This is a genomic window from Actinomycetospora chibensis, from assembly GCF_028737215.1.
GTDB lineage: Bacteria > Actinomycetota > Actinomycetes > Mycobacteriales > Pseudonocardiaceae > Actinomycetospora > Actinomycetospora chibensis.
The window spans coordinates 299,868-317,506 of the sequence record NZ_JAQZAM010000002.1 but is presented as its reverse complement, the minus strand read 5'-3'; the positions used below and the strand labels follow the sequence as shown (position 1 = coordinate 317,506).

Here is a 17,639-nt window from a genome sequence, read left to right as displayed (position 1 = left end):
ATCTCGGAGAACCTCATGATGATCGCCGCGGACACGTCACCGCCCTTCCCTCCCGAGCGCGCCGAGCGCTATCTGCGCGAGGGGCTGTGGAGCGGAGAGACCCTGGGCGACGCGTTGCGCGCGGCGGCCGCCACCCACGGCGACCGGACCGCGCTGGTGACCGCCGACGCCCGCTACACCTACCGTGAACTCGACGAGGCCACAGAGCGCTTCGCCGCCGGCGTCCTGGCCGCGACGCCGCTGGAGCCGGGCGACCGCGTGATGTTCCAGATGGGCAACGTCGCCGAGACGGTGGTCGCCTACTACGGCGCGATCAAGGCCGGCCTGGTGCCGGTGTGCACCCTGCCCCAGCACGGCGAGCGCGAGATCGAACAGCTGGCGACCCACGTCGAGGCTCGCGGCCACATCGTGCAGGGCGACCTACGGTCCGGTGCGCTCGTCGAGAGCGCGCAGCGGCTCACCACCGCGATCGAGGGCCTCGACACGGTGATCGTGGCACGCGACGCAGCACCCGCGGGGACCCACGGTTTCGAGACCCTCGTCGAGGCCGGCACCGCCCCGAACGCGCACGCCCTGCTGCCGACGATCGACCCGGCGGGCCTGGTCGTGTTCCAGCTCTCCGGGGGGACGACCGGGCTGCCCAAGGTCGCTCCACGCCGCCACCGCGAGTACCTCTACAACGCCCGTGCCTGGGCCCAGGCGCTCGAGCTGACCCCGGACGACGTCGTCCTGCACCCCCTGCCGATCATGCACAACGCGGGGACCTCCGCGGCCCTGCAGCCGGCCCACCTGTGCGGTGCGACCTGCATCGTCGCCCCGGGCGCCGAGGCCGGCGCGGTCCTGGACCTGGTCGCGCGGGAGCGGGTCACCACCATCCCGGTGGTGCCGCCCGCAGTGGCGATCCGGCTCCTGGACCAGCTCGAGATCCGGCCCGCCGACCTGAGCAGCTTGCGCCGGTTCTACGTGGGCGGACAGAAGCCGACGGTCGAGCTCATGGTCCGGCTGGAGACCGCGCTGGGGATCCCCGCCCAGCAGATGTTCGGCATGGCGGAGGGCATGTTCCTGCTCACCCCGCCCGACGCCGATCCCTGGGTGCGGCTCCACACGGTCGGCACGCCGATCTCGCCCGCGGACGAGGTGCGGGTCCTCGACGTCGTCGACGAGGTGGAGGTGCCGGACGGCGAGCTGGGCGAGCTCGCCTGCCGCGGCCCGTACACGATCAACGGCTACCACCGCGCCGAGCGCCACAACGCCACGGCGTTCACCTCCGACGGCTTCTACCGCACCGGCGACCTGGTGACCCGCCACGTCGTGGACGGCCGCCCGTACTACTCGATCGACGGGCGCATCAAGGACGTCATCAACCGGGGCGCCGAGAAGATCCACGCCGACGAACTGGAGGAGGTCCTGGCGACCCATCCCGGGGTCCGCAACGCCGCGGTGGTCGCGATGCCCGACGAGGTGCTCGGGGAGCGTGTCTGCGCCTACCTCATCCCGACGCCCGGTGCCGGGCAGCTGACCGTCGAGACGGTCGCGCAGTTCCTGCTCGGCAGTGGCGTGGCGAAGTTCAAGCTCCCCGAGCGGATCGAGGTCGTCCCGACCTTCCCGCTGACCAACATCGGCAAGGTCTCCAAGAAGGACCTCCGCGCGGACATCGAGCGCAAGCTCGAGGACGAGAAGGTGCTCGCATGAAGCTCGACAGCGTGGCCGTCCTGGGCGGGGGCCCGGGCGGGCTCTACGCCGCACGGCTGCTCAAGCTCGCCCATCCCCACGCCGAGGTGGCGGTCTACGAGCAGAGCCTGCCCGAGACCACCTTCGGGTTCGGGGTGGCCCTCGCGAGCCGGACCCAGCGCAACCTGGAGGCCGCCGACCCCGAGACCCTCGCCGACATCCTCGCTGCGGGCCTCCCGCACGACATGCGCATGGTCGTCGGAGAGGACAGCGCTCGGGTGCGCAACGGCGCGGTGATGGGCATCGCCCGACCCGGGCTGCTGGCGATCCTGCGACACCACGCAGAAGCCGCCGGTGTGACGCTGCACTACGGGGTCCGCGCGACGGTGGACGAGTTCACCGCCGACCTGGTCGTCGCCGCCGACGGCGTGAGCAGCCAGACGCGTAGCTCTCTCGCCGAGCAGCTCGGAGCGAGCGTGGACGTCGCCGGATGCCTCTACCTCTGGGCCGGAGCCGACTTCGCGCTCGACACGGCCATCTTCGCGCCGGTCACCACCCCCCACGGGACCTTCGTCACCCACGCCTACCCCTACCGCGCCGACCGCAGCACGATCCTCATCGAGACCGACCAGCGCACGTGGCGCGCCGCCGGGTTCGACGCGAGCACCGAAGCGACACCGCCGGACCAGTCCGACGAGGCCTCGCTGCGATACCTGCAGGAGGCCTTCGCCGACCACCTCGACGGCCACCGGCTCATCGGTAACCGGACACGCTGGATGCGCTTCCGGACCGTGCACTGCGAGCGGTGGAGCCACGGCAACGTCGTCCTGCTCGGCGACGCCGCCCACACCGCCCACTACTCGGTGGGCTCGGGGACCAAGCTCGCCATGGAGGACGCGATCGCGCTCCGCGACGCGGTCGGCGACGCGGCCACCGTGCCCGAGGCCCTCGCCGAGTACGAGCGCGTGCGCCGTCCCCAGGTCGAGCGCCTCCAGGACCTCGCCCGCCGCAGCCAGCTCTGGTGGGACTCCTTCCCGCAGCGCACCCACCTGCCGGCACACCAGCTGATGCTCGCCTACATGACCCGCACCGGGAACGTCGCCCTCCCGCGCTTCGCCGGCACCAATCCCGACACGGCCCGCCGCGGCCTCGCCGAGTTCGCCGGGGTCGATCCGGGCGACGTGCCCCTCGAGGACGTCACCGGCTGGGTACTCGACCAGCCGCTACAGCACGGCGGGCGCCGCTTCGCGTCCCGCCGGCTCGACCCCGACCGGCGCGCAGCGCTGACCGCCGTTCCCGGGTCGGGCGCCGCGGAGCACCCCGGGCCGCCGCCCTTCGACGGGGCCCTCGCCCTGCTCACGACCAGCATCGGCGATCCCTGGAACCACGACGCCGACGTCCTGGTCAAGCACGTCAACGAGCTCGTCCGGTCCGGCTGGGCCGGCTGCTGGCTCACCGGCCCGGACGACGCGGTCGACGAGCGCGGCCGCGTCCTGACCCGACTCGATCTGGGGGAGCGCCTGCGCGCCGAGACCGGCGGCCTGACCGTCGTCGACGGGCCCGTCACGGTGCTCGACGACCTCGCCGCCGGCGTCGTCGCCGGTCGCGCCGACCTGGTCTGTCCCCTGCCCGAGACCACCCGTCCCCTCAGCCCGCTAGGAGGCCCGAGATGACGCACGACCCAGACCACCGCGTGCAGGGCGTCGACCACGCCGCCTTCCCCACCTTCGACCCCGCCGCCACGGTGCGCTTCTACCGCGACACCCTGCACTTCCCCGTCGTGCACTCCATCTGCGCGGCGGGGTGGGGACCGCAGGACCACCCCGACTTCATCCACTTCTTCTTCGACATCGGCAACGACGACCGCATCGCGTTCTTCTACTACTTCGGCCACGAGCCGGTCGGCGACCAAGGCGCGCCCGGTGACGCCTGGGCACGGCTGCCCGAGGGCACGCCCGAGTACTTCGTCAACTCCCGCCACCTCGCGATCCACGTCGACTCCGAGGACGACCTGCTCGAGTACCGGCGCCGCCTCGACCAGAGCGCCTGGCCCTGCGAGATGCAGGTGAAGCACGAGACCATCGAGTCGATCTACACCCACGACCCCAACGGCTACATGATCGAGTTCACCCGCGCGCTGCGGCCGGTCACGCCCCAGGAGGACCTCGACGCCGAGCTCACCATCGACGCGCTCTGCGAGGTCGCCTCCGGCCCCGAGCCCTCGCTGGAGAAGCTCCTCACCCGCAAGGCCGAGCTGATCGTCGAGCGGGCCCCGGACTGGGAGACCGCACACCTCGAGCAGTACAGCGAGGTGACGTCGTGACCGCCCTGTTCGTCCTCGACACCCCCGAGAACGAGGGCGTCGTCCGCGTCGCGGAACAGGACCCGCTGCTGGTCGTGGTCAAGGTGGGCCCCTACTTCGAGATCCGCCTCGAGAGCGAGGACACCACCGACGTCGAGACCCCTCACGACGTGATCGGGAACGTCGGCGCCGGCCACACCAGCACCCCCGGGCAGATCGTGATCGACCGCCGCGCCACCGGCTGCCGCCACGCCGTCTGGTACTCGGCCCTCGCCGGGCTCCACGACGCCCGCGTGCTCCAGCACGACAAGAACGCCCTGCGGGTCGTCCACCGTCCCTCGACGAGGGAGGTCACCGATGGGTGAGCAGTCCTTCCGCCTCGGGCTCGTGGTCCCGAGTTCCAACGTCACGGTGGAGACCGAGATGCCGTCGCTGCTGGCGAGGTACGAGCACGCGAGCTTCTCCTTCCACTCGACCCGCATGCGGATGCACACCGTGTCGCCCGAGGAGCTGCGGGCGATGAACGCCCAGCGGGAACGGTGCGTCGACGAGGTCGGCGACGCCGGGATCGACGCGGTGCTCTACGCCTGCCTGGTCGCCCTGATGGCCCAGGGCCACCGCGACGGCGTCGGGGAGCACGAGCGCACCGAGTCCGCCGTCGTCGACCAGCTCGCCCTGCGCGGACTCCACCCGCAGGTCACCTCCAGCGCCGGGGCGCTGGTCCACGCCCTGCGCGCCCTCGGCGCCGCCCGGGTCGCCCTGGTCATGCCCTACCTGCGCCCGGTGGCCGAGCTCGTCGTCGGCTACCTCGAGGAGCAGGGCGTCACGGTCACCGACTGGCGGGCCCTCGAGGTCGGCGACAACGCCACCGTCGGCTGCATCCCCGGCGCGAGGGTCCTCGACGCGGCCCGCGACCTCGACCTCCGTGGCGCGGACGCGCTGGTGATCTCCGCCTGCGTGCAGATGCCCTCCCTGGGCCTGGTGGAGGCCGCCGAGCAGGAGTTCGGTCTGCCCGTCCTGTCCGCCGCGACCGCCGGCGCGTTCACGCTGCTCGACCGCCTCGGGCTGCCGATCGACATCCCCGACGCCGGCCGGCTGCTCCGCCGCGACCGCGCCGCGTCGGTGCTCGCCGCGGCCCCCGCGAACGCCGGAGCCCGCTGATGGCCGCCAATCCCGGACTCAACGTCGACTGGCACCCCGCAACCCTGCCCCCGGGAACCGGAGTCCACCTGCAGACCAGCGTGACGGTGGACGGGAACGCCGCCAAGGGCACCCTCTACACGCCGGCCGGCCGGCCGGCCGGCACCACCACCGTGGTCGTGCTCATGCACCCGCGCGTCGACTTCTCGCGGCACTACCTGATCCCCGCCCTGCTCGAGGCCGGCCACGCCGTCTACGTCCAGCAGGCCCGCGACGCGGGCAACGACCTGCGCCTGGTGCACGAGCAGACGCTGCTCGACCTGGGCGCCGGGCTGGAGTGGCTGCACGGGGTGGGGTTCCGGCGCACCGTCGGGCTGGGCAACTCCGGCGGCGGTGGGCTGGTGACCTACTACGTCCAGCAGTCCCTGCGCGCCCCAGCGGACCGGGTCGCGCGCACACCCGCCGGTCGACCCAGCCTGCTGGACAAGGCCACCCTCCCCGCCCTCGACGCCGTGGCCTACCTCGCGCCGCACCCCGGGCAGGGCACTCTCCTGAGCCGCTGCATCGACCCGTCGGTCACCGACGAGGACGACGCCTTCTCCGTCGATCCAGCCCTCGACCCCTTCTCCGAGGCCAACGGCTACCGCCCGGCCCCGGAGAGTTCCTCCTACGATCCTGAGTTCGTCGAGCGGTACCGGGCCGCACAGCTCGAGCGCGTCGCGCGCATCGACCAGCGGGCCCGGGACGCGATCGACGCCGCCCTCGCCGCACGTCGCCGGGTCAAGGCCGGCGAGGGTACCGCCGACGACCGCCGCCGCGCCGGCACCGCCCGACTGATCACGGTGTGGCGCACCGACGCCGACCTGCGCGCGATGGACCAGAGCCTGGACAAGTCCGACCGCGGCTACGGTTCGGTCTACGGAGCGAGCCCGGAGACCACCAACTACGGCATCGTCGGCTTCGGGCGCCTCACGACCCCGGACGCCTGGCTCTCGACGTGGTCGGCGCTGTCCTCCCGGGCCACCATCGCCAAGGCCGGCCCCGAGATGGTGCTGCCGACGGTGCTCATCACCTACACCGCCGACAACTGCGTGTTCCCCAGCGATTTCCAGCAGATCGTGGACACGATCGGCAGCTCCGACAAGCACGTCGACGCCCTCGTCGCCGACCACTACGGCAACTCGCCCGCAAGCGATCGCGGCCGCGATCAGGCCGTCGCACTCATCGACCCCTGGCTCCGGCAGCTTCCCTGACCTTCGTCGTCCTCCGGGGCGCGTCCCACCCACGTGAGGAGAACCCATGTCAACCCCGATCGAGATCACCGCTGCGGGCCACCGACTCGCCGGGCGGATCGTCGAACCCACCACCACCGCGCGTGCGCTGGTGCTCGCGCTGCACGGCGGTACGTACTCCAGTCGCTACTACGACCTGCAGAGCTCGCCGCGAGCCTCCGCGCTCCAGAACTACGCCGACCTCGGATTCGCGGCGGTCGCTCTGGACCGGCCGGGTTACGGCATCGCCGCGAACGTGGAGCCGGCGGCCTGTGGATTCGGCGCCCAGTCCGAGATCCTGCGCGACGCACTCCGCGAGGTGCGCCGGACCCGTACCGACGACCTGCGTGTCTTCCTCATCGGGCACTCCATCGGAGGGATGATCGCCCTCACGATGGCCGCCGACATGGCCGCCGACGGCGCCGACACTCCTCTACGAGGGGTCATGGCCTCCGGCATGGGCATGGTGTGGCAGCCCGGCCTCCGCGAGATGTGGGGCTCGCTGCTCGGCGAGAGCACGACCGTGTCGGTGCCCAACGAGGCACGCGACCAGGTCATGTTCGCTGCCGACCCGGGCCTCGTCGACCCGGCCGTGCAGCGCGACGCCGGAGCGGATCTTCACCCGCTGCCGGCCGAGGAGCTGCGCGGCGCGATCGACTGGACCGAAGCGATGCCCGGGGTCGCCGCGCGGATCTCGGTCCCTGTCCTGCACGTCCTCCCCGAGCACGACGGGATCTGGGCCTCCGACGAGCACGCGCAGCGCCAGGCTGCCGCCGCGTTCGAGAAGGTGGACGGTGCCACCGTCACCGTGCAGCGAGCCGCGGGGCACAGCCTCGACGCCCACCGCGCCGGCTATGCCCACCACCTCGCCACAGCGGCATTCTTCGAGACCTGTCTGGTCACCGACCAGCCGTGACAAAGATGTCGATAAACCGTCACCTGTGTCTGAGCTCGGTCGTTGGACTTGGTGTGACCGTCTTGGAGGACTCGATGCTCCCCGACTGACAGCGACATCTACAGCTCTCTCGCTCACCGCGTCCATGCCGGGCGCACCCGCGCCGCGCGACGCGTACGTGATCGGTCGAATTCGATCACCAATCCGGCGCCGTCCGCCCGTCCCTGTGCGACTCCGAGGGCACGTGCGCCCAGACACTGCCTCCGGCCCGACCGGTGCCCGGGCAGCCTCACCGCCGCCTTCTGACGTCGGCGGAATCCACCGATCTCTGCGCGTCCCCTCGACGAGGGCCGCGTCCATGGTCCGTCGATGAAAAGGGGCCGCATGCGCCTGCCCAGACTGCGAGCGATGAAGCTCGCCGTCCCCGTGTTCCTCGCCTTGCTCGCCGGTCTCCTGGTGATCCCACCAGCCTCTGCAGCAGACACCGTGACGCCCTCGAACCCCCCCGGCTCAGAATCGGCGAGCGGGGCGCAGTGCCAGGGCTACTTCTTCCCGGTGGAGGTCAACAACAAGACCTACAAGGTGTGGGGACAGCTGTGCACCGACGATCCGGCGACGCTGGCTGAGCAACCCATCCAGGTTCTGATCCACGGCGGGACCTACAACCACGCCTACTTCGACTGGTCCTACCAGCCGGACCGGTACAACTACGTTCGCTACATGACGCAGCGCGGCTTCGCCACGCTGAACCTCGACCGGCTCGGTTACGGCTACAGCGACCACCCGCCCGCGGTTTCGCTCAATTTCGACGTCGCCGCCAACACGCTCCACCAGGTCGTACAGCACCTCCGCAACGGCTCCGTCGGCACCCGCTTCACCAAGGTCGTCGCCAACGGCTACTCCATGGGTGGACTCACCGCCCAAGTGGCCGCGGCGCGCTACCGCGATCTCGATGCGATCGCCGTGCACGCCGTCGGCCACGGCCTGCTCACTCCGCGGTCCACGGCGCGACTCGGCACCCTGGTACAGCCTGCGCTTCTCGACCCGAAGTTCCGCGGCCAGCCCTACGCGCTCGATCCGGGCTACCTCACGAGTATCCCGGGACAGCGCACTCTCTTCTTCGGTCCCCCCGGCACGTACGACGAAGCCCAGCTACCCGTCGAGGAGCGCACCAAGGACATCGTCGGTGCGACCGAACTCGCCGACATCACCCTCAAGTCCTACACCGATCTGACGCGCAACATCACTGTGCCGGTGCTGTGGTCTCCCGGTCGATTCGACAAGATCTGGTGTGGCACGACGGACGATTGCAACACTGATCCCATGACCGCGAACGAGCCCAACTTCTACAGACCCGGCGTGTTCACGAAGTACATCGTGCAGAACACCGGCCATGGGACACTCCTCGGGTACGGCGGTCAGGATTACATGGCCAACATCGTCCGCTGGCTCGACGCCCACGGCATCCGCGGCGCAGCCTGATTCGTTGTTCGTCGTCGTTCCCGGCCAAGTCCTGTGGTGCAGGGAGGCCGGGAACGACAACGAACACGTTCTGCACAGGACGTCCCTCTCCTCCTAAGCAGCTCCCGGTGTGGGACCAGGAACGACGCTGCCCACCGGTGGGCAGCCACTTCGACGATCCGGCCACCCCGCCCCGAGGACGTCGGCAAGATCGCCCACGGTCCAGCGTCGCCGCCAGGCCACCGGCCCCGTGACACGGCTCGTGACGCGAAACGTGGCGTAGTGGTGTTGCCCAGGGGCACGGAGTGGCGTGCTCCGCGGATGTTGGTGCTGGTTGAGGCCCTGGTCAACGTGATCGTCCATCTCTGCAAGGCGGGGGTCGAGGGTTCGAGTCCCTTCGCCTCCACCCACTGTGACCCGCAAGGACGTTGGTCCGAACCCTCCACCGAGACCTCGATCAGCACGTCGGCGGCCGGCGCACGGTCGAGGGCTGCCGCGGGGGCTGTCGCGACAGCCGCGATGTGGACCCCCCGACCAGCTGCCCCCACGAGTGCGTCGCGCGGGTGCCGATCGCATCGATGCCGCCCCTCGGCGACGCCACGATCCGCAAGATTCACGACGTTCTCGGTGGTGCGTACACGCGGCTGGTGCGCTGGCGGTGGGTGGGCTCGAGTCCGATGGACCAGGCCGTGCCTCCGCCGGTGCCCCATCAGCAGCCGCCGACACCCGAGGGCCTGTGCTCGCCGCTCGGTCCGACCGCCGAGGTCCGGCCTGGCGTTGCTGCCGGTCACACCGGGTGGGATCGGCATCGGTGGCCGCCCCGGTCCACGATGTCGTGGTGGCTCGCACGCGACCGGCCGAGGCACGGCCGTCAGAGACGAACGGCGTCGTCAGAATCGGCACCCGATTCCTGGCGACCGGCGTCGTCGTGCTCCCGCTGAGCCTCGGCCTGCACCTCGTGGCGGTCCGGGCCGGTCTCGACGTCCACGTCTCCCGCGTCCTGAGCTACGTCGTGGGAACCGCCCTGGTCACGGTGCTGCACCGGCGCTGGACGTTCGCCGCGCCCGGCGTGCGCGGGGCGACGCTGTGGGTCGCGCTGCTCTACGCGACGACCTTCATGGTCGTGGTGGTCACCCACGGGCTCGCGATCTCCCTGCTGCCCGCCGTCGTCGCGGCGCCCTGGGTGGTGGGGGTCGCCTGGCTGGTCTCCCAGGGCCTCGGGACGACGGTCAACTTCCTCGTGCTGCGCGGTCTGGTGTTCCGCTGAGGAGCTACCGCACCCAGCGCTGGACCACCAGCGACGTCCAGGTGCCCTGCAGGAACCACTGCCCCTCGACCCGCATCCCGGCCCGCAGGAGCAGCACGTCGCCGTCGACCGGACCGGTCTCGCCGTGGATGATCCGGACCCGCACGTACCAGACGACGGGCGCGTCCGGGGCGGCGTAGACGGGTGGGACCCGCAGGTCCGGGGCCATCGCCGGGTACCGCGTCCGCGTGTAGTGCTCGAGCCCGAGCGCCGACTGGCGGTCGCCCGCGACCACCGCGTCGCCCGGCCGGTGCGCGGCAGCGATCAGGGCCGCCACCTCGTCCGCCCGCTCGCGCGGCGTGACCCGCAGCATCGTCGTCGAGGCGGCCAGCGTGGCGGCGACGAGCAGCACCGACAGCACCGCCGTCCCGCGTCGTGACGCGGTCATCCCGACGGCTCCGCACGCGGTGAGGACCCCGAGCCCGAGCAGGGCGACGAGCAGGTAGCGGGGCTCGTAGACCGGGCGCAGCTCCTCCTCGGCCAGCAGCAGCAGGCCCACCGGCACCGTGACCCAGCAGGCCGCCACCACCCGCAGCCGTCCCGGACCCCGCAGCAGGCCGGCGATCCCGAACAGGCCGACGACCAGCGCGGTCCCGTAGTCGGTGCCCGACCACTGCCAGGCCGCAAACAGGGGCATCAGCCCCTCGGTGTCGTAGAGCAGGGCGGCGTTGCGGTCGCCGACGGTCCGCAGGTTGAGCTCCACGAGGGCCGCGGTCGGCAGCGCCGCGAGCACCGCGACCGCGGCGAGCGCCGGCGCCCGGCGCGGCGCCAGCAGGACGCCGGCGACGGCGAGGCCCGCGACGACGAGCAGGGCGTACCAGTGGGCGAGCCCCGTCGCCGCGCCCGCGAGCCCGAACAGCGTGAGCCCTCCGCGGGCGCGGTCGAGCCACCGCGCGAGCCCCAGCGTCGTACCCGCCGCGGCCAGCACGGCCACCCCGTAGGGCCGGGCCTCGGTGATCCAGGCGAGGACCAGGGGGTTGGCCGCCACCGCCAGCCCCGCCACCAGAGCGGTCCGGCGGGAACCGCCGAGCCGGGCCACCGCCCGGGTCAGCACGGTGATCCCGGCGGCCCCGGCGAGCAGGGACAGCACGCGCAGCGGCCAGTCCGCGTCGGGCCACCCGAGCGCCAGCCAGGCGTGGGCGAGCACGTACCACGGGAGGTTGTACGACGGTGGGACGTCGCGGAGGTACCAGGTGGTCCCGCGGCCCTCCCACGCCGCGCGGAGGATCTCGGCCAGCGGCCGGCGGGAGACCTCGACGGAGAAGAACTCGTCGTACCAGAGGCCGTGGGCGCGGCCGAAGACGATCACCGCACCCAGCAGCAGGGCGACGAGGGCCGGGCCCCACCACCACGCGGTCGAGAGCCACGCCGGCCGCAGCCACCACAGCGTCCGCAGCGACTGCCGGGCCCGCGCGGCCGCGGTCCACGCCGACCGGCCCTCGGACCGCGCGTCCCGCGCGACCGGGATGCTGCGCACCGCCAGGCGGGCGGCGCCGACCGCGGCGACGAGGCTGGGCGCGCGGGCGTCGAGCACCGTGTCGCGGCCGCGGGGGCCGAGCGCGAGGAAGGCGCCGGCGTCGGGGGGCAGCCCGGTGAGCAGGGCGACGGCCCGCCGGTGCGCCACTCCGGTGAGCCGGCGCAGCCGCCCCTCGTAGGCGCCGCGGCGACCGGCGAAGACGGCGTCGGCGCCGCCCGCACCGAGGTCGTCGAGCAGGGCGGGGACGGCCTCGGGCGGGTCCTGCAGGTCGGCGTCGAGGCACACCCAGGCCGCGGCGTCGGACTCGGAGTCCAGGCCGCGTTCCAGGGCCCGGTGCTGGCCGACGTTGTGCTCGAGCACGGTGACCGCCACCCGCGGGTCGGCGGCGGCGAGGTCGCGGGCGACCTCCGCGCTCTCGTCGGGTGAGGCGTCGACGACGAGGCGCAGCCGCCAGACCCGCCCGGCGAGGGCGGCGTCGAGCCGCGCGAGCAGCGCGGGCAGCGTTGCCGCGTTGCGGTACACCGGCACGACCACGGCCACGGTGCCCGTGGCGGGCGGCACGAGGTCGGTCGTCGCGCTCACCGTGGCGCTCACCGGGCCGCCCAGGTGCGTCGCAGGCCCTCGGCGAGCCCGACACCGGCCGTCCAGCCGAGCAGGCGGTGCGCCAGCGACGGGTCACACACCCAGTCCGCGGTGTCCCAGGACCGTCCCGGGTGGGCGCCCGGGGCCCGCGCGATCGGGCGGCCGGTGACCCGCTCGGCGAGGTCGACCAACTCCTCGTTGGCGGTCTGGACGCCGGTGCCGAGGTTGAGCACCTGCCCGGGCGGGAGCGCGTCGTCCGCCGCCGAGCGCACACACGCGTCGACCACGTCGTCCACCCACACCCAGTCACGCCGCCGTCCCGGCGCGGTGAGCGGGACCGTCGCACCGCCGGCCGCGGCGGCGAGCACCGTGGGCACGAAGCGCGTCGGGTGGTCGCCGGGCCCGTACACCTGGAACGCGCGCAGGACCGTCGCGCGGACCCCTCGTTCGGCCGCGGCGGCGAGCAGGAGCAGTGAGCCGGCGGCCTTGGTCGCGCCGAAGAAACCCCGGGGGGCGAGCGGGGCGTCCTCGGCCAGCGGCGACGCCGAGGCGCCGTACTCGGTCGACGAGCCGAGGCGCACCACCGCGCGGCACCGCGGCGGCAGGGCGTCGACCAGCCAGGGCGTGGTGTTGACCGCGGTGCTCGCCGCCCGCTCGGCCGCGGTCGCCTTCGCCCGCCCCGCGGCGAGGCAGAACACGACGTCGGGGTCGGCGGCGCGGACAGCGGCGCGCCCGGACTCCGGGTCGGCCAGGTCCGCGTCACCGCGCGTCGCGGCCACGACGTCCCAGCCCTCGGCCCGCAGCCGCGCGACGAGGTGGCGGCCGACGAAGCCGCCCGCCCCGGTGACCAGGGCCCGGGTCACGCCGGTTGCAGCGGGGCCGGCGTGCCGCCGACGGCGGCCAGCAGCGCGTCCCGGTCGGCGCGCACCTGCTCGAGGGTCCGGGCCCGCAGCGCCGCGGACGCCGCGTGCATCCGCGGCACCTCGACGGCGGGATCGCGACCGGCGAGGTCGGCGATGAACGAGCGGCGCAGGAACGTGAACGCGGCGCCGACCCGGGCGAGCTCGGCGCCGATGAGCCGGGTGGGGATCGGCGTGCCGAGGCCGGGCAGCGTCAGCCCCGCCACCCCGAACGGGACGTCGACGGCCGCGCGCACGCGATCGACGGTGCCGTCGACGAGCGGGGTGAACAGGTCGGTGGCGCCGCGGTCGATGCGTAGGTCGTTGAGGCCGACGTAGACCCGGCTGAGCGGGCGGCGCGCGAGCTCGGCGGCCCGCTCCACCGCGTCCCGGGTCTCCACGAGGATGCCCAGCCCGCACCGCCCGTCGACGAGGTCGAGGGTCCGGTCGACCTCCTCGGGGCGCCGCACCATCGGGAGCAGGATCTCGTCGGCGCCGCGGGCGACGGCGGCCCTCACCTCGTCGGCGGTCCACGGCCCGTGGGCGTTGATCCGGCACAGCACCCGTCCGCCGGTGGCGGCGCGCACACGCTCGAGGTCGCGGGGCGTGTGTCGGTTGATCTCCGTGCCCCAGCCCTGCTGCCGGCGCACCTTGTCCCGGTTCTCCCAGTCGACCACGATCCCGGCCGCCCCGGCGGCGACGACGTCGCGCGCGAGACCCGGCTCGACCGTGAAGACGTACAGCTGCACGGGCGGGAAAGGTAGGGAAGGCTGGCCTCATGTGTCCAGTTCTGGGCGGTTCGTCTCCCGATCTGCCGTTCACAGCCCTGGACGAAGGTAATGCTAGGTTTACCTCAATCGTGGGCCGGAGGAGGCGTTCGTGCGGGTGACCCGAGCTGTCGTCGGCGTCGTGGCGGGGGCACTGCTCCTCGCCGGCTGCGGGTCGTCGGCACCCCCGGAACCGGTGACGGTGACGCTCTACAACGCCCAGCACGAGGACCTGGCCCAGGAGTGGGTGCAGGACTTCACCGCCCGGACGGGCGTGCGCGTCGAGATGCGCAACGGTGATGACAGCGAGCTCGCGAACCAGATCGTTGCAGAGGGCGCCGCCTCGCCCGCGGACGTCTTCATCACCGAGAACTCGCCGGCGATGTCGCTGGTCTCGGACCGCGGGCTGTTCGCCCCGCTCGAGCCCGCGACCCTGGAGCAGGTGCCCCCGGAGTTCCGCTCCGCCCAGGGCGACTGGGCCGGCATCGCCGCCCGCTCGACCGTGCTCGTCTACAACCGCACGCTGCTGCCCGCCGACCAGCTCCCCCGCTCGATCATGGACCTGGCCGGGCCCGAGTGGCAGGGCCGCGTCGGGTTCCCGCCGGGCGGGGCCGACTTCCAGGCCATCGCCAGCGCGGTGGCGTCCACCCGCGGCGAGGCCGCCGCCCAGCAGTGGCTCCAGGGCCTCAAGACCAACGGGCGCCTCTACCAGAGCAACACCGCCACCATGCGCGCCGTGAACGCGGGGGAGATCCCCGCCGGGATCATCTACCACTACTACTGGTCGAAGGACCGCGCCGAAGCCGGGGCCAACAGCGCCAACGCCGAGCTGCACTTCTTCGGCGGCCAGGACCCGGGCGCGTTCCTCAGCACCTCGGGCGGTGGCGTCCTGCGCTCCAGCGACACCCCGGCGGAGGCACAGATGCTGGTGCGCTACCTCAACGGCCCGGACGGGCAGCGGGTCCTCGCGAACAGCACCGCGCTGGAGTACACGGTCAACCCCGCGGTGCCGTCGAACCCGCGCCTGCGCCCGATCGCCGAGCTGGGCGCGCCGCCGGTGGACATCAACTCCCTCGACGGCCCGCGGACCGTCGCGATGATGCAGCAGGCCGGCCTGCTGTGACCGGGCGCGCATGCCGGCGAGCCTGACCGCTTCCCGACGGGCGGGATTCCCGCTGGGGCTCACGGCGGCGGTCGCGGTGGCGGTCCTGACGCTCGTGCCGCTGGGGTTCGTGGTGGTCGCCTCGGCGGGCGCCGAGCCGGGGGCGGCGGTGGCGCTGCTCTTCCGGGCGCGCGTCGGGGAACTGCTGGTCAACACGGTCGGCCTGGTGGTCGCCACCACCACGGCGTGCGCGGTGGTCGGGACGGCGGCGGCCTGGGTGGTCGTGCGGACGACGGTGCCGGGCCGGCCGGTGTGGGTCGGACTCCTCGCCGCCCCGCTCGCGGTCCCGGCGTTCGTCAACAGCTACGCGTGGGTGTCGATGACCTCCGCCGTCGAGGGGTTCGCCGGGGCGGTGCTCGTCACGACGCTGTCGTACTTCCCGTTCGTCGCCCTGCCGGTGGCCGCCACGCTGCGCGGGCTCGACCCCGTGCACGAGGAGTCGGCGCGCGCGCTGGGCCTCGGTCCGGTCGAGGCGGTCGTCCGCGCCGTGCTGCCCGCGCTACGGCCCGCCGTCCTGGGCGGGTCGCTGCTGGTCGGGCTGCACCTGCTGGCCGAGTTCGGCGCCCTGCAGATGCTGCGCTTCCCGACGTTCACCACCGCCATCTACGACGCCTACGAGTCGTCCTTCGCCGGGCCCGCGGCGACCCTGCTCGCCGCCGTGCTGGTGCTGCTCTGCCTGGTGCTGCTGGCCGGGGAGCTGCGCCTGGCCGGGCGGACGCGCCTCGCGCGGGTCGGGTCCGGGACGGCACGGCCCCGACCGCCGCGGTCGGCGGGCCGGGCGACCCCGCTCGCCCTCCTCGGCCTCGGGGCGCTGGTGGCGCTGGCGCTGGGCGTCCCCCTCGCCGCGCTCGGACGGTGGTTGCTCGAGGGGTCCTCGACGGCCTTCCCGGTCGCCGAACTGGGGCTCGCCACGGTCACCACGCTGGGCATCGCGGCCGGGGGCGCCGCGGTGACCGTGCTGCTCGCCCTCCCGATCGCCTGGGTCGCGGTGCGCCACCCGGGCCGGCTCGGCCGCCTCGTCGAGCGCAGCAGCTGGGTCGGGAGCTCCCTGCCCGGCATCGTCGTCGCGCTCGCGCTGGTCACCGTGTCCGTCCGGGCGCTCCCGGCGATCTACCAGACCACCGCCCTGCTGCTGGTCGCCTACGCGATCCTGTTCCTGCCGCGGGCGATGGTGTCCATCCGGTCGGCGCTCGCCCAGGTGCCGCCCGAGCTCGACGACGTCGCCCGCTCGCTCGGCGTCCGCCCGGCCGCGGTGATGGCACGGGTGACGCTGCCGCTGGTCGCGCGCGGCCTCGGCGCCGGGGCCGCGCTGGTCTTCCTCGCCGTGGTCACCGAGCTGACCGCCACCCTGCTCCTGGCCCCGATCGGCACCGACACGCTGGCGACGGAGTTCTGGGGCCACGCCGACGCCGTGGCCTACGGGGCGGCGGCGCCCTACGCCGCGCTCATGGTGCTGATCTCCGCGCCGGCGGCCTGGCTGCTGACGCGTCGGGGCGTGCCGGGGGGCCTCTCGTGACCGGGGCGGCGCCGGCCGGGATCCAGGTGACCGGGGTGTCGAAGTCCTTCGGTCCGGTCGAGGTGCTCCACGACGTGCACCTCGAGGTCGCCCCCGGGAGCCTGACCGCGGTGCTCGGGCGCTCCGGCTGCGGGAAGACCACGCTGCTGCGCATCGTCGCCGGCTTCGTGGCCCCGGACGCCGGCACCGTCGCGCTCGACGGACGCCCGGTCGTCGACCTCCCGCCCGAGCGGCGCCGGGTCGGCTACGTCAGCCAGGAGGGCAGCCTCTTCCCGCACCTGGACGTCGCGGGCAACGTGGCCTTCGGCCTGCCGCGCCGGCTCCGGCGTGCCCGCCACCGCGTCGACGAGCTGCTCGAGCTGGTCGGCCTCGAGCCCGGTCTCGCCGCTCGGTACCCGCACCAGCTCTCCGGCGGCCAGCAGCAGCGGGTCGCGCTGGCGCGGGCCCTGGCGCCGGGGCCGCGGGCGGTGCTGCTCGACGAGCCGTTCGCCGCCCTCGACGCCGAGCTGCGCGAGAGCACCCGCCGCGCCGTGGCCGCGGCCCTCGAGCACGCGGGGACCACCGCCGTGCTGGTCACCCACGACCAGGGCGAGGCGCTGTCGATGGCCGGCCAGGTCGCGGTGCTGAGCGAGGGCCGCGTCGTGCAGGTCGCGCCCCCGGCGCAGCTCTACCGGCAGCCCGCGGACGCCGACGTGGCCGCGTTCGTCGGCGACGCCGTCCTCCTGCCGGCCACGGTGCGCGACGGGCGAGCCGACTCGGTGCTCGGCGTCCATCCGGTCACCGGACGACCGGAGTCCGGGCCCACGACGGTGCTCGTGCGCCCCGAGCAGATCGTCCTCGAGCCCCTGGCGAACGGCGCAGCGCCGGGCGAGGTGGTCGCCCGCGTCGTCGACGCCACGTTCTACGGGCACGACGCGACGGTGCGTCTGCGCGTGCGCTCCGGATCCGGGGAGCACCCCCTGCCCGACACGGTGCTGGCCCGGACCCCCGGGCACGCCGCGCCCGAGATCGGCAGCGACGTCCGGCTCACCGTGCGGGGCAGTGTGACCCCGACCGCGCGGCGCACCGACCACATCCCTTCCCCGGAGCACGAGGCACCCGCCCCGCGTGGGTGACCGCGACGCCTCGCCCGCGCAGGGCCCGAACAGCCCCGGTCGCACCGGACTCCGTCCGTGGCCCGGCGACCCCGT

At 73.6% G+C, this 17,639-nt stretch carries 15 protein-coding genes; 12 read left to right on the top strand and 3 right to left on the bottom strand.

All coding sequences use genetic code 11. The features are described from left to right. The first annotated feature begins 15 nt into the window (after positions 1–15). The 9 genes from PH189_RS03995 (at position 16) to PH189_RS03955 (ending at position 10,007) form a co-directional block, all read left to right on the top strand. Positions 16–1,692: a (2,3-dihydroxybenzoyl)adenylate synthase gene (locus PH189_RS03995; RefSeq protein WP_274187455.1), complete on the top strand. Its 1,677-nt coding sequence runs from the start codon at positions 16–18 to the stop codon at positions 1,690–1,692. Further along, positions 1,689–3,344 carry an FAD-dependent monooxygenase gene (locus tag PH189_RS03990; protein WP_274187454.1) on the top strand — a complete coding sequence of 552 codons (1,656 nt, stop codon included), beginning with the start codon at positions 1,689–1,691 and terminating at the stop codon, positions 3,342–3,344. Before PH189_RS03995 ends, PH189_RS03990 begins: the two co-directional genes overlap by 4 nt. Next, positions 3,341–3,994: a VOC family protein gene (locus PH189_RS03985; protein ID WP_274187453.1), complete on the top strand. Its 654-nt coding sequence runs from the start codon at positions 3,341–3,343 to the stop codon at positions 3,992–3,994. Before PH189_RS03990 ends, PH189_RS03985 begins: the two co-directional genes overlap by 4 nt. Next, positions 3,991–4,338: a hypothetical protein gene (locus PH189_RS03980; RefSeq protein ID WP_274187452.1), complete on the top strand. Its 348-nt coding sequence runs from the start codon at positions 3,991–3,993 to the stop codon at positions 4,336–4,338. Before PH189_RS03985 ends, PH189_RS03980 begins: the two co-directional genes overlap by 4 nt. Beyond that, complete coding sequence (locus PH189_RS03975) at positions 4,331–5,134, top strand: maleate cis-trans isomerase family protein (RefSeq protein WP_274187451.1); 804 nt, start codon at positions 4,331–4,333, stop codon at positions 5,132–5,134. The genes PH189_RS03980 and PH189_RS03975 overlap by 8 nt, the downstream gene beginning before the upstream one ends. Beyond that, positions 5,134–6,366: an alpha/beta hydrolase gene (locus PH189_RS03970; protein WP_274187450.1), complete on the top strand. Its 1,233-nt coding sequence runs from the start codon at positions 5,134–5,136 to the stop codon at positions 6,364–6,366. The genes PH189_RS03975 and PH189_RS03970 overlap by 1 nt, the downstream gene beginning before the upstream one ends. A gap of 46 nt (positions 6,367–6,412) precedes the next feature. Continuing rightward, positions 6,413–7,300, top strand: coding sequence for an alpha/beta hydrolase (locus tag PH189_RS03965; protein ID WP_274187449.1), 888 nt, complete (start codon positions 6,413–6,415; stop codon positions 7,298–7,300). 387 nt (positions 7,301–7,687) lie between these two features. Then, positions 7,688–8,761 carry an alpha/beta hydrolase gene (locus tag PH189_RS03960; protein WP_274187448.1) on the top strand — a complete coding sequence of 358 codons (1,074 nt, stop codon included), beginning with the start codon at positions 7,688–7,690 and terminating at the stop codon, positions 8,759–8,761. Positions 8,762–9,578: 817 nt separating this feature from the next. Continuing rightward, positions 9,579–10,007 carry a GtrA family protein gene (locus tag PH189_RS03955; RefSeq protein ID WP_274187447.1) on the top strand — a complete coding sequence of 143 codons (429 nt, stop codon included), beginning with the start codon at positions 9,579–9,581 and terminating at the stop codon, positions 10,005–10,007. Between the two features lie 4 nt (positions 10,008–10,011). Here the strand turns inward: PH189_RS03955 and PH189_RS03950 are convergent, their stop codons facing one another. The 3 genes from PH189_RS03950 to PH189_RS03940 are packed head-to-tail and all read right to left on the bottom strand — an operon-like array spanning position 10,012 to position 13,753. Further along, positions 10,012–12,105, bottom strand: coding sequence for a glycosyltransferase (locus tag PH189_RS03950; protein WP_274187446.1), 2,094 nt, complete (start codon positions 12,103–12,105; stop codon positions 10,012–10,014). 8 nt (positions 12,106–12,113) lie between these two features. Next, a complete protein-coding gene (locus tag PH189_RS03945; protein WP_274187445.1) occupies positions 12,114–12,968 on the bottom strand; it encodes an NAD-dependent epimerase/dehydratase family protein in 855 nt (284 codons plus the stop codon). Further along, complete coding sequence (locus PH189_RS03940; RefSeq protein WP_274187444.1) at positions 12,965–13,753, bottom strand: aldolase/citrate lyase family protein; 789 nt, start codon at positions 13,751–13,753, stop codon at positions 12,965–12,967. Before PH189_RS03940 ends, PH189_RS03945 begins: the two co-directional genes overlap by 4 nt. Before the next feature lie 130 nt (positions 13,754–13,883). Here PH189_RS03940 and PH189_RS03935 point away from each other — a divergent pair, with 130 nt between their 5' ends. From PH189_RS03935 to PH189_RS03925, 3 genes are read left to right on the top strand one after another with little or no spacing between them, the layout of a single operon-like run. Beyond that, positions 13,884–14,894: an iron ABC transporter substrate-binding protein gene (locus PH189_RS03935; protein WP_274187443.1), complete on the top strand. Its 1,011-nt coding sequence runs from the start codon at positions 13,884–13,886 to the stop codon at positions 14,892–14,894. Between the two features lie 10 nt (positions 14,895–14,904). Next, entirely contained in the window at positions 14,905–16,449 is a 1,545-nt protein-coding gene (locus PH189_RS03930; RefSeq protein ID WP_274187442.1) for an ABC transporter permease, read from the top strand. After that, positions 16,446–17,564, top strand: coding sequence for an ABC transporter ATP-binding protein (locus PH189_RS03925; RefSeq protein WP_274187441.1), 1,119 nt, complete (start codon positions 16,446–16,448; stop codon positions 17,562–17,564). The genes PH189_RS03930 and PH189_RS03925 overlap by 4 nt, the downstream gene beginning before the upstream one ends. Positions 17,565–17,639 lie beyond the last annotated feature (75 nt).

Excerpts from the sequence above, each read along its gene's own strand:
- PH189_RS03995 (WP_274187455.1), top strand. The coding sequence starts at position 16 with ATGATGATCGCCGCGGACACGTCACCGCCCTTCCCTCCCGAGCGCGCC.
- PH189_RS03990 (WP_274187454.1), top strand. The coding sequence starts at position 1,689 with ATGAAGCTCGACAGCGTGGCCGTCCTGGGCGGGGGCCCGGGCGGGCTC.
- PH189_RS03985 (WP_274187453.1), top strand. The coding sequence starts at position 3,341 with ATGACGCACGACCCAGACCACCGCGTGCAGGGCGTCGACCACGCCGCC.
- PH189_RS03975 (WP_274187451.1), top strand. The coding sequence starts at position 4,331 with ATGGGTGAGCAGTCCTTCCGCCTCGGGCTCGTGGTCCCGAGTTCCAAC.
- PH189_RS03970 (WP_274187450.1), top strand. The coding sequence starts at position 5,134 with ATGGCCGCCAATCCCGGACTCAACGTCGACTGGCACCCCGCAACCCTG.
- PH189_RS03965 (WP_274187449.1), top strand. The coding sequence starts at position 6,413 with ATGTCAACCCCGATCGAGATCACCGCTGCGGGCCACCGACTCGCCGGG.
- PH189_RS03960 (WP_274187448.1), top strand. The coding sequence starts at position 7,688 with ATGAAGCTCGCCGTCCCCGTGTTCCTCGCCTTGCTCGCCGGTCTCCTG.
- PH189_RS03930 (WP_274187442.1), top strand. The coding sequence starts at position 14,905 with ATGCCGGCGAGCCTGACCGCTTCCCGACGGGCGGGATTCCCGCTGGGG.